Here is a 9,832-nt window from a genome sequence, read left to right on the forward strand (position 1 = left end):
GTCTTCACCACGGTGAAGAACTCCTGCGCGTACCTGCCCTGCTCGCGCGGGCCGTAGCTCGATCCCTTGCGCCCGCCGAAGGGCACGTGGTAGTCCACCCCCGCCGTCGGCAGGTTGACCATCACCATGCCCGCCTGGCTGTGGCGCTTGAAGTGCGTCGCGTACTTCAGCGAGGTGGTGGCGATGCCGGCCGACAGGCCGAACTCGGTGTCGTTGGCCGTGGCCAGCGCTTCCTCGTAGTTCTTCACCCGGATCACGCTCGCCACCGGACCGAAGATCTCTTCCTTGTTGATGCGCATCGCGGGTGCCGACTCGCTGAASAGAGCCGGCGACATGTAGAAGCCGTCGGTGTCGAGCGCGAGCCGCTCGCCGCCCGCGGCCAGCGTGGCGCCCTCGGCCTTGCCGATCTCGACGTAGTCCAGGTCCTGCCGCAGCTGGCTCTCGCTCGACACCGGCCCGATGTCGGTGCCCTGCGCCAGCGCGTCGCCGACCTTGATCTTCGCCATCCGCGCCTTCATCGCCTCGATGAACTTCGGATAGATCCCTTCGGTCACGATCAGCCGGCTCGACGCCGTGCAGCGCTGGCCGGTCGAATAGAAGGCGCTCTGCACGCTGAGCTCGACCGCCTGGTTCAGGTCGGCATCGTCGAGCACCACCTGCGGGTTCTTGCCGCCCATCTCGAGCTGCACCTTCTTGTGCTTCGTGGCGCACTGGATGGCGATGTTGCGGCCGACGCCSACCGAGCCGGTGAAGCTGATCGCATGGATGCCCGGGTGGTTCACCAGCGCGTCGCCGATCACGCTGCCGCGGCCCATCACGAGGTTGAAGACGCCGGGCGGGATGCCCGAGCGGCTGATGATCTCGGCCAGCGCCCAGGCGCAGCCCGGCACCAGGTCGGCCGGCTTCATGACCACGCAGTTRCCGAAGGCCAGCGCCGGTGCGATCTTCCAGGCCGGGATCGCAATCGGGAAGTTCCACGGCGTGATCAGGCCGACCACGCCCACGGGCTCGCGCGTGATCTCGATGCCGATGCCCGGGCGCACCGACGGCAGCACCTCGCCCGCCAGCCGCAGGCATTCGCCGGCGAAGAACTTGAAGATCTGGCCGGCACGCGTCGCYTCGCCGAYGCCTTCGGCGCGGGTCTTGCCCTCCTCGCGCGCCAGCAGCGTGCCGAGCTCTTCCTTGCGCGCCAGGATCTCGGCGCCGATCTTGTCCAGCGCYTCGGAGCGCGCCTGGATGCCGCCGGTGGACCAGGCGGGAAAGGCGGCCGTGGCGGCCGCGATCGCGGCGTCGACCTGGGCCGCGTCGCCCTGCGCGTACTGGCCCAGCACGTCGCCGAGGTTGCTCGGGTTGAGGTTGGCGCTGTAGCTGGCGGCGGCGCGCCATTCGCCGTTGATGAGGTTGTCATGGCGATTCATGAATCACTCCCTGGAAGCGGTTGGCGTCGGGCCCAGTTGCCGACAGGCGCGTGTCAGGAGAGAACCGATCTGAGTCGGGTCGCTGGCCGCGCCGAACACGATGTGATCAGGCCGCACAAGCGCGGCCGCGCACTCGTTTCGCCCAAACCAGCGCGCCACGACGTCGTCCGTTTCGATCAGCTTCAACACGCCTGGCGCGTCGGCCTTGCCACCGATGCAAACGGTTTGCGCACCAAGCCGGGCCAACGGGTCCGCCCACTGCTGAAATTGGGCGGCCTCAGGGGCATCGCGCAAAACCAGCAGGAAACCGTTAGGAACCAGATCGTCGAGCATCTGCGCCTCGGCGTCGACATCGAGCCGTCCGACAGGTTGGGGAAACGGGGTTCCCGCCGGGGCGACATCGCGATCGATCAGCCCGTGGTGGACACCCGGCAGCAGGCTCTGGCGCAACTGCATCCTGACTTGGCCTCCCTGTTGCTCGCGCAGATTGCGGTCGCGATCGTTGGCCCTCACCGGGTCGCGCTCGCAGATGATTCGACCGAGGCGCTTGACGGTCGCAGTGATGTCCTCGACCTGCGGAGCGCGTTCTTCGCCATAGCTGTCCAACAGACCGTCGGACGCTCGACCTGTGAGCACCCAATCCAGCTTCCAAGCCAGGTTGGTGGCGTCACGCAGGCCTTGGCACATTCCCTGAGCCAGGAACGGAGGCATTTGATGAGCGCCGTCGCCGGCCAGCAGGATGGATCCTTTGCGCCACTGCGCGAGGACGACGGCATGGAAACGATAGGTGGCGGCGCGCCAGATGCGTGCCTCACCCGGTGAGACCCAGGGCGACAGCAACTTCCAGATGGCGTCGTCGGGCATCTCGCGCTGTTCGGCTTCGTCGGGCAGAAGCAGAAACTCCCATCGACGGTGCGTGCCCGGCCCCACGACATAGGTGCAAGGGCGCACCGGATTGCAGTACTGAATGTTCGTAGCAGGCAACTGCGACAGTTTGGATTCCTCGATATGCATGTCCACGACGATCCAAGGCTCGTCGAACTCCAGGCTCTTGAGTTGCAGGCCCAGCCGCTTGCGCGTCGGACTCGCACCCCCGTCGCACGCAACGACGTAACGCGCGCGGACTTCGCCGTCGATGCCGTCCCTGCCGCGGACCGTCAACACCGCACCGTCGTCCGATTCCCGGACGTCGGTCACTTCACAGCCAAGGCGCACCTGCACGTTCGGCATGGCCTCGACTGCGCGACGCAGCGATGCCTCCAGCGCCGGCTGGTTGAAGGTGTACGAGGGGGCCCATGCAAGCGGGTACGGCGAAGGGCCCATGTCGAAGTGCTGGATCGGCTGGCCGTCGCTGCCTTGATAGATCGTGGGGCGATATGGCGTCATGTGGGGCGCCAGGGCGCCGGCAATGCCGATCTCCTGAAAGGTCCTCATTGCTTCGTGGTCAAGAGCAAACGCGCGGGGAAGCGGATAGATCGACTCGGATTTGTCGAACACCGCGACGCGTCGGCCACGCCGACCGAGCAGCGCCGCGAGCGATGCGCCCACCGGGCCAAATCCGACGATGGCGACGTCGAATGAATCGTTGATTGCTGGGGACATGGTGAAGTTTGGTGTGCGGGAATCACATAATTGTGCATAAACTTATGAATCCTGCACCAAGGGTTGATCCCAATGGGCATCGAACAAGGGCCGACGTGTAATGCATATCCATCTGTTTTATGCATTTTTCACAAGGAGACGAAATGTCGATGATGAAAGCGGCCCGCCTGCACAAGGTGGGTGCACCGATGGAGATCGAACAACTGCCCATTCCGCAGCCGGCCGCCAATGACGTGCAGGTGCGCGTCCATTCGTGCGGCATCGTGCCGAACCTTGGGAATATCCTGGCGAACTGGACCACCTGGTTCCCCGAACTGCCCCTCCCGCCCCTGCCGGCGATCTTCGGCCTGGACCCCGCCGGAGAGGTCACGGCCGTCGGCTCCCATGTGCATACATGGAAGCCAGGCGACAGGGTGTATGTGAACCCGAGCCTCTACTGCGGCGGTTGCCGTGCCTGCCGCAACGGGGATCTCATCAACTGCACGCACTATGCGTTCAGCGGCTATTTCGGCTTCTCGGAGAACTCGCTCAAGCTGTTCAAGAACTACCCCTACGGCGGCCTGAGCGAGTACATGATCGCGCCGCAGTACGCATTGGTGAAGTTGCCGGACAGCGTGACGTTCAACCAGGCTGCGCGCTTCGGCTACCTGGGAACGATGTACTCCGCGATGCGCAAGGCGAAAGTGGGGCCAGGTCGCAGCGTGCTCATCAACGGCATCAGCGGCACGCTGGGTATCGGCGGTGCGCTGTTCGGCCTGGCCATGGGTGCCACCCGCATTCTCGGCACGGGGCGCAATCAAGAACTGCTGAATCGGGTCAAGGCATTGGCGCCGGACCGAATCGAGGTGTTTTCCAACGCCGGCGGCGAAGCCATCGACACCTGGGCCAAGTCACGCACCGAGGGTCTCGGCGTCGATACTTTCATCGACGCACTCGGGCCAGGCGCGCCGCACGAATCGTTGCAGCAGGGTATTCGCGCTCTGAAGCGTGGTGGTCACGCTTACAACATCGGCGCAATCGCCGGCATGGTCGGCTTGGACCTCCACACCATGATGGATGAGCAACAGGGCATCGAAGGCTCGGCATGGTTCACCGCTGGCGAAGGACAGGATATGGCCGACATGGCCGCGGCGGGCACGCTCGATCTTTCCGTGTTCGAGCACGTGTGCTACCCCCTCGACCAGGTGAACCAGGCGATCTCCGGGATTGCCAGTCGCAATGGCGGCTTCAGCAACTTCGTCATCAACCCTTGAGTACGAGGAAGATCATGAAGATCAGACGAGTTGTCACGGGTACCGGCGCTGACGGTAAAGCGAATGTGGTCACCGACGGGATCGCGCCGCGCGGCGTCGAATTCACGACGGTGCCGGGATTCGCCGCGTCGCTGGTGTGGTCGACGCGTGCGGCCGAGATTGTCTCGCGAGGTGCCGAAATTGCCGATCGCACGGGCGAAGTCGGCTTCGTTCCCGAGGAAGGCGAATCGCGGCTGATGTTCGTGACGTTTCCGCCCGACGCGGTGATGATGCGGGCCGAATTCGATGGCGCTGCCTTCGGTCAGGAATTCGGCAAGTTGGTCCCCGGTCTTGCCGAGACCTTCGAGCCCGATCATCCAGGCATGCACACCACGGACAGCATCGACTACGACATCGTGCTGGACGGCGAGATCACGCTCGAACTGGACGATGGCAAGCAGGTGCTGCTGCGCAAGCACGATGTGGCTGTGCAGCACGGAAACCGGCACGCCTGGCGCAATCTCGGCGACCGGCCTGCCACCATGCTGTTCGTCCTGCTGGGCGCCAGAAGGAACGGATAGCGAAGGAAGCGGCGGTTGCGACCGAGTTCATGGACTCTTTCAAAACGTGGCGTTTATGCATAAACTTTCCGTCATGCACAAAGAAGAAATTGAATTCCGTCCACCCCCGCTGGCCGATCAAGCCTTCGCGAACCTGCGTCGCGACGTATTGACGGGAACATTCGGCGCCGGCATGAAGCTCAAGGTCGATGAACTGCAGGCAAGCTATGGTCTGTCGAGCAGCCCGCTGCGCGAGGCCCTGAGCCGCCTGGCGCAAGAGGGCTTGATTCGCGCGGACGAACGCCGGGGTTTTCGCGTGGCCCCCATTTCGACAGACGACCTGGCAGACATCACCCGCATGCGCTTGCTGCTCGATGTGCCTGCCCTGCGCGAAGCGATCGCCCAAGGTGACGACGCTTGGGAGGGCTCCGTGGTCGCTGCCTACCATCGGCTTGAAAGGGTCGAGTCCCGCTTGAGCGACGGGCCAGTCGTCTTGGACGAGAACTGGTCCCAGCTGCATCGAGCCTTTCATCTGGCGCTCCTGGCGGCTTGCCCTTCGGAGCGGCAACGTGTGTGGGGTGCCAGTCTGTTCGACCAGGCGGAGCGCTATCGACGCTTTTCTGCGCGCTATCGAAAGACTGCGCGACGCAAATCCAACGAGCACCGCAAGATCATGGACGCAACGCTGCGCCGCGATGCCGATACCGCGTGCGCATTGCTTGAGGAACACATCCTGAGCACGCAGCGCAATGTGACAGCCGCCCTCAAGCTGGCTGCCGAAGCCGAATAGCCACCTGCAACCATACCCGCAGCTGATGAGCTCCATGGGTCATGGCGTGGGCTCCGCCGTCGTCGCCGATTCCGCCACGCGCATCGTGCAACGGCGCATCGCCTGAGCCCACGCCTGCACCCGCCGCGCCGACTACCGTCGCTGTCCCACCAGGGCGCAGCGAAGATGGTTGCGCACAGGACTCACCAGGAATGCGCGAGGGCCGGCCGGCCGTACGCCACCGCCGCTGCCCGGATCCGCCGCATGATCCGAATCGGGACATGGCCGTGCGGCGCTCGCCGGGCTACCTCGCGCGGCGAGGCGGGCGCGATCTTCCACACCGAAGCCGTTCGCGCGATCACGCGGCGGGCGTATTCGGCGGGCGTCAACTCAGCATTGCGTGTCATCAGGGGTGTCGTCGAGGAGTGGCGGACGCGATTGTCGGAAGCGGTCGTCGGAAGTGGAACGACCGTCAAGTCAGTTGCAAATAGCCAAGAAAGCGACCTCGCCACGGGTTCATGTCGATGCCGGCAGGCCCGCCGGCGCGACGGCCTTCGAGCGGCGTGCGTCGACGCTCCACGGGCGATGCATGGACGTGACCTAACGTGACGGATTCTGCGGACGCTCGGCGTGCTTGCGAACGAAGGAATACGAGTCTGCAGATGCGGTTTGCGTTGGATCCGCCGGCGCATGCCTGGCTCAGACACAACTTCGCGCGTCTCATGCGCTTCGCCCGGAAGCGGCGCTTCGACCCCTCGCGGCACATCTCACTTCTTACCTGAAAGCTGGCGTCGGCTGGCTATGACTCACCGCCGGCAGAACCTGGGAAAAGGCTCCTCGTCGCCCGACAGGTGCCATGTCCCTCGATGGCAGGGTGAGCCAAGTGATCTTGGAGCGCCAACTTCCTTTCGGCCGATCCATTTTGAGTTCAGGCGCCGCGTGTCGCGCGCTGCGCCGCTCAGGCGATCATTTGTTCGGCCGCGGCGTCAGGCGCAGGTAGGGGCGCACGGCCTTGAAGCCCTTCGGGAAGCACTCGGCCAGTTCGGCCGGGTCCTGGATGCTCGGAAGGATCACGACGTCGTCACCGTCCTTCCAGTTCACGGGCGTGGCCACCTTGTGACTGTCGGTGAGCTGCAGAGATCCCACATCGCCCCAAAAGCCTGAAGCGGCCAAGCCTGGACGGTCTGGGTGTCGATGGCGCGGCTGCGTTCCATCGTCACGCGCACCGGGAGGCGTTTCAGGCCGCCAACGAAGGACGTCTCCACCCATGCCGGCTTCCCCTTGAGTTCGAACGACTCGACGCGCGACAAAAGCTCGCGAAACAGAATCTGCAGTTCGGTCTTCGCCATGAACATGCCGAGGCAGCTGCGCGCGCCGTAACCGAAGCCGACATGGCGGTTCGCATTGCGATCGACGCGAAACTTGAATGGCGCGCTGAAGGCCTCCTCGTCGCGGTTGGCCGATGGGGATTCTTGCGTCGGTCCTCGCTGACGCCGTCGAAATAGGCGATGTAGTCCTGGCCCGCCTGGATCAGATCGCTCCCCCGCTGCACTTCCGGATCGCTGCCGCCGAAATAGGCCTGGGTGATCTGCAGGAGGCGGGCCACGTCCTCGGCCGGAAGGCCGAGAATCAGCATGATCACCCGCAACGGATACCAGGCCGCGACATCGGCGTAGAAATCACATTCCGGCCCTCGCGCCTCGAGTTCGTCGACGGCGCGGCGTGCCAGTTCGGCGATGCGCGCCTCGAGCACCTTGACCTGCTTGGGCTGGAACCAGGCCTGGGTCAACTGGCGGAAGGCCTTGTGCTCGGCACCGTCCATCTGTGGCAGGCCGCGCACGAGATGCGTGCGCCCCTGCAGTTCTCAGTTTGACCATCCGCCCAAGTCGGCCCCGAGGTCCGGCAACGTGAGGCCGGGGGCCTCCCGCAGCAGCCGGGACACGAGGGAAACAGGAAGGATAAAGCGCGAACACAGGCGCCAGCGCGCGCCCGCGGAGGTCAGTGCTTGGCCGAGGTCGACAGCCGGTTGCTGGCGTCGGCGGACCGCGGACCAGCGCCTATCGGTGGGGCCGTCTGAGTCGCAGCGCGCGGGGCATTGAGCTTCTCATCGAGGAAATCAAGGAAACAGCGCAGCCGCAGGCTGAGGTTTCTCTTGCTGGGATAGACCGCGAACACCGGCTCCTCGACGTCCGGCTGGTAAGACTTCAGCACCTGGACCAGATGGCCGCTGGCGATGTCGTTGCCAACATGGAACTCTGACAATCGCACGACGCCCAACCCCTCGCAAGCCAACGCCCTCAGCAGATCGGGCGAGTTTGAACCCATCGTGCCCTTGATGTCGAAGTTGCTCATCCTTCCGTGGTCGAGCATCGGCCAAGTGCTGCGGTATGACCCGGGGAGGAAGTTCAGGCAGTTGTGGTTCTTCAACTCGTCCGGCTTCAGCGGCACGCCGGCCCTTTTCAGGTAGGCGGGCGAGGCGCAAACGATCCAGCGCGTGGCGGATATGCGCTTGGCGACCAAGGAAGAATCCGGGATGTACCCGCTGCGCAGCGAGACATCGATCTGATTCTCGATCATATCGACTGGCGTGGCCGTCAAGACAAAGTCCAGCCGCAGTTCCGGATGCCGTTCGGAGAACTCGAGCACGTGAGGCGCGACGTGGTAGAGCGCAAAAGCCAGCGAAGTGTTGACGCGCAGCGTTCCCGACACCTCGACTGTGCCCTTGCCCACCGCATGTTCGACCTCCTCTAGCGCTTCGACGACGCGCTGAGCGGCTTCGAGCAGCTTCATGCCGTCCTGAGTCAATGCAAGTGCGCGCGAAGTGCGGTTGAAGAGGCGAACCGAGAGCCGGTTTTCGAGCCGCTGGATGATCTTGCTGATCGTCGAAGGGTCGCAGTCGAGGCTGCGGGCGGCGGCGGAAAAGCTCGCCTTCTCCGTCACGCGCAGGAAGATGTCAAACTCTCTGATCCGATCATTCATGCGTCGTTGTCCAAGGTGGGTCGTCAAGGCACTCTAGCTTCGTGCATTGAATGCGCCATCAGGGGAAACGCCCGCGTCGGAGCAGGCCGTAGATGTGGAGCAGCATCAGGATCCAGGGCCTGGCCGCGTGCGCTCTCAGGCCAACTGGCCCGCATATTTCTCGAGCAACGCCCATGCCTCGGGCCCGAACTTCTTCTTCCACTCGACGTAGAAGCCGGACTTGCGCAGCATCTGCTGGAAGGAAGAAATTTCGGGCTTGCTGAATACCATGCCCTTTCCTTCGAGCTCGGTCAGTTGCGTCTCGTTGAGCCTGCGAACATACGGGCGCTGCAAGATCGCCTGCTCGTTGAAGCTCCTGGCGACAATGCCTTTGACGTTGCCCGAGTGGTTGACCTCAGCCTGGCGGCCAAGTTCAGGAACGCCGGCCAACTTTGCCTTTGCCCGACCCGCTTCTTCGTTCACGAATCGGTGCACAGGGCCTTCGCCGACCACTTTGCTGAGCGAGCCAACGCGATGGTGGTGGGAAACGGGCAGGACAGCGGCGTCGACATGGGCCCGCTGATCAATCAGCGCCGAGTCGACGCGATGCAAGAATTTTGCGCCGATGCGCTCGACCGCGGCGCGCGAATCATCGCGGGCGGCGCACCACCCGACCGCATGGCGAACGGTCATTTCTGGCGCCCGACGGTGATCGATGACATCCCCGATGATGCCCGCGCGATGCAGGAGGAGCCCTTCGGACCACTGGCCCTGATCACGCCGTTCTCCCGGCTCGATTCGGCGCTGAAGCGCGCAAATTCCACCGACTTCGGCCTCGCCTCCTACACCTTTACCAACAAACTGTCGGACACGCATGCGATCGAGCATGGCCTGCATGCGGGCAACGTCAGCATCAACACATTTGCCCTAAGTCCTCCCGAGCTTCCCTTCTCCGGCGTCAAGGATAGCGGCCTCGGCAGCGAGATGGCGACCGAAGGCCTTGCCGATCACTTCGAACTGAAATCCGTCATTCGGGCGCTGCCGCACTAGTCTTACTGTGTCACAAGAGTAGCTTTGCGCTTGCCTTGCCGCAGCAAGGGCACTGCCCGAGGCGAGCGATGAGTAGATAGCTCAGGCTGAGTCGCAGTGTCGTGATCGAATGGTCCACGTGGCGCTGCGCGCGCAGGACTGCCGCGGGGGATGTAATTCGCGGGAAACGCAGGCACTTGGCGTTCGATGAAGTTTTTTTTACCGCCGACTGGCTTGTCGGCGATCAGGCGTTCGGCCATCAGG

The 9,832-nt window shown here is 64.0% G+C and carries 10 protein-coding genes and 2 pseudogenes; 4 read left to right on the forward strand and 8 right to left on the reverse strand.

Translation table 11 applies throughout. The features are described from left to right. A partial coding sequence (locus tag AC1DYD_RS40420; protein WP_478178339.1) for an aldehyde dehydrogenase family protein occupies positions 1–1,418 on the reverse strand: 1,418 nt, incomplete at its 3' end. A gap of 3 nt (positions 1,419–1,421) precedes the next feature. Next, a complete protein-coding gene (gene mhpA / locus AC1DYD_RS40425; RefSeq protein WP_478178340.1) occupies positions 1,422–3,020 on the reverse strand; it encodes a bifunctional 3-(3-hydroxy-phenyl)propionate/3-hydroxycinnamic acid hydroxylase MhpA in 1,599 nt (532 codons plus the stop codon). A 143-nt stretch (positions 3,021–3,163) separates the two neighbouring features. Between mhpA and AC1DYD_RS40430 the strand changes: the two genes are divergently transcribed. From AC1DYD_RS40430 to AC1DYD_RS40440, 3 genes are read left to right on the forward strand one after another with little or no spacing between them, the layout of a single operon-like run. Next, complete coding sequence (locus AC1DYD_RS40430) at positions 3,164–4,273, forward strand: alcohol dehydrogenase catalytic domain-containing protein (RefSeq protein WP_478178341.1); 1,110 nt, start codon at positions 3,164–3,166, stop codon at positions 4,271–4,273. Between the two features lie 14 nt (positions 4,274–4,287). Continuing rightward, complete coding sequence (locus AC1DYD_RS40435; protein WP_478178342.1) at positions 4,288–4,833, forward strand: cupin domain-containing protein; 546 nt, start codon at positions 4,288–4,290, stop codon at positions 4,831–4,833. A gap of 55 nt (positions 4,834–4,888) precedes the next feature. Then, complete coding sequence (locus tag AC1DYD_RS40440) at positions 4,889–5,602, forward strand: FCD domain-containing protein (RefSeq protein WP_478178343.1); 714 nt, start codon at positions 4,889–4,891, stop codon at positions 5,600–5,602. A gap of 182 nt (positions 5,603–5,784) precedes the next feature. On the opposite strand, the gene AC1DYD_RS40445 is transcribed toward AC1DYD_RS40440, so the two are convergent. The 5 genes and pseudogenes from AC1DYD_RS40445 to AC1DYD_RS40465 all read right to left on the reverse strand — a co-directional run bounded on the left by AC1DYD_RS40445 (position 5,785) and on the right by AC1DYD_RS40465 (position 8,830). Next, positions 5,785–5,988: a hypothetical protein gene (locus tag AC1DYD_RS40445; RefSeq protein ID WP_478178344.1), complete on the reverse strand. Its 204-nt coding sequence runs from the start codon at positions 5,986–5,988 to the stop codon at positions 5,785–5,787. 559 nt (positions 5,989–6,547) lie between these two features. Next, positions 6,548–6,727: pseudogene (locus AC1DYD_RS40450) on the reverse strand (peroxidase); the annotation flags it as partial. Continuing rightward, positions 6,679–7,239, reverse strand: a complete 561-nt coding sequence (locus AC1DYD_RS40455; protein ID WP_478178347.1) for a cytochrome P450 — start codon at positions 7,237–7,239, stop codon at positions 6,679–6,681. The pseudogene AC1DYD_RS40450 and the gene AC1DYD_RS40455, both read right to left, overlap by 49 nt. A gap of 340 nt (positions 7,240–7,579) precedes the next feature. Further along, complete coding sequence (locus AC1DYD_RS40460; protein ID WP_478178345.1) at positions 7,580–8,560, reverse strand: LysR family transcriptional regulator; 981 nt, start codon at positions 8,558–8,560, stop codon at positions 7,580–7,582. A gap of 135 nt (positions 8,561–8,695) precedes the next feature. Then, positions 8,696–8,830, reverse strand: a complete 135-nt coding sequence (locus AC1DYD_RS40465; protein WP_478178346.1) for a hypothetical protein — start codon at positions 8,828–8,830, stop codon at positions 8,696–8,698. A gap of 114 nt (positions 8,831–8,944) precedes the next feature. On the opposite strand from AC1DYD_RS40465, the gene AC1DYD_RS40470 reads away from it, so the two are divergent. Then, complete coding sequence (locus AC1DYD_RS40470; RefSeq protein ID WP_478178348.1) at positions 8,945–9,589, forward strand: aldehyde dehydrogenase family protein; 645 nt, start codon at positions 8,945–8,947, stop codon at positions 9,587–9,589. 2 nt (positions 9,590–9,591) lie between these two features. Here the strand turns inward: AC1DYD_RS40470 and AC1DYD_RS40475 are convergent. Beyond that, positions 9,592–9,832 (reverse strand): annotated as a pseudogene (locus tag AC1DYD_RS40475) (IS701 family transposase); the annotation flags it as partial.

This window comes from Variovorax sp. P4_B11 (assembly GCF_056402355.1).

Coding starts and splice junctions, on each gene's coding strand:
- mhpA (WP_478178340.1), bottom strand. CDS start 3,020: ATGTCCCCAGCAATCAACGATTCATTCGACGTCGCCATCGTCGGATTT.
- AC1DYD_RS40430 (WP_478178341.1), top strand. CDS start 3,164: ATGTCGATGATGAAAGCGGCCCGCCTGCACAAGGTGGGTGCACCGATG.
- AC1DYD_RS40435 (WP_478178342.1), top strand. CDS start 4,288: ATGAAGATCAGACGAGTTGTCACGGGTACCGGCGCTGACGGTAAAGCG.
- AC1DYD_RS40440 (WP_478178343.1), top strand. CDS start 4,889: ATGCATAAACTTTCCGTCATGCACAAAGAAGAAATTGAATTCCGTCCA.
- AC1DYD_RS40445 (WP_478178344.1), bottom strand. CDS start 5,988: ATGACACGCAATGCTGAGTTGACGCCCGCCGAATACGCCCGCCGCGTG.
- AC1DYD_RS40460 (WP_478178345.1), bottom strand. CDS start 8,560: ATGAATGATCGGATCAGAGAGTTTGACATCTTCCTGCGCGTGACGGAG.
- AC1DYD_RS40465 (WP_478178346.1), bottom strand. CDS start 8,830: ATGGTATTCAGCAAGCCCGAAATTTCTTCCTTCCAGCAGATGCTGCGC.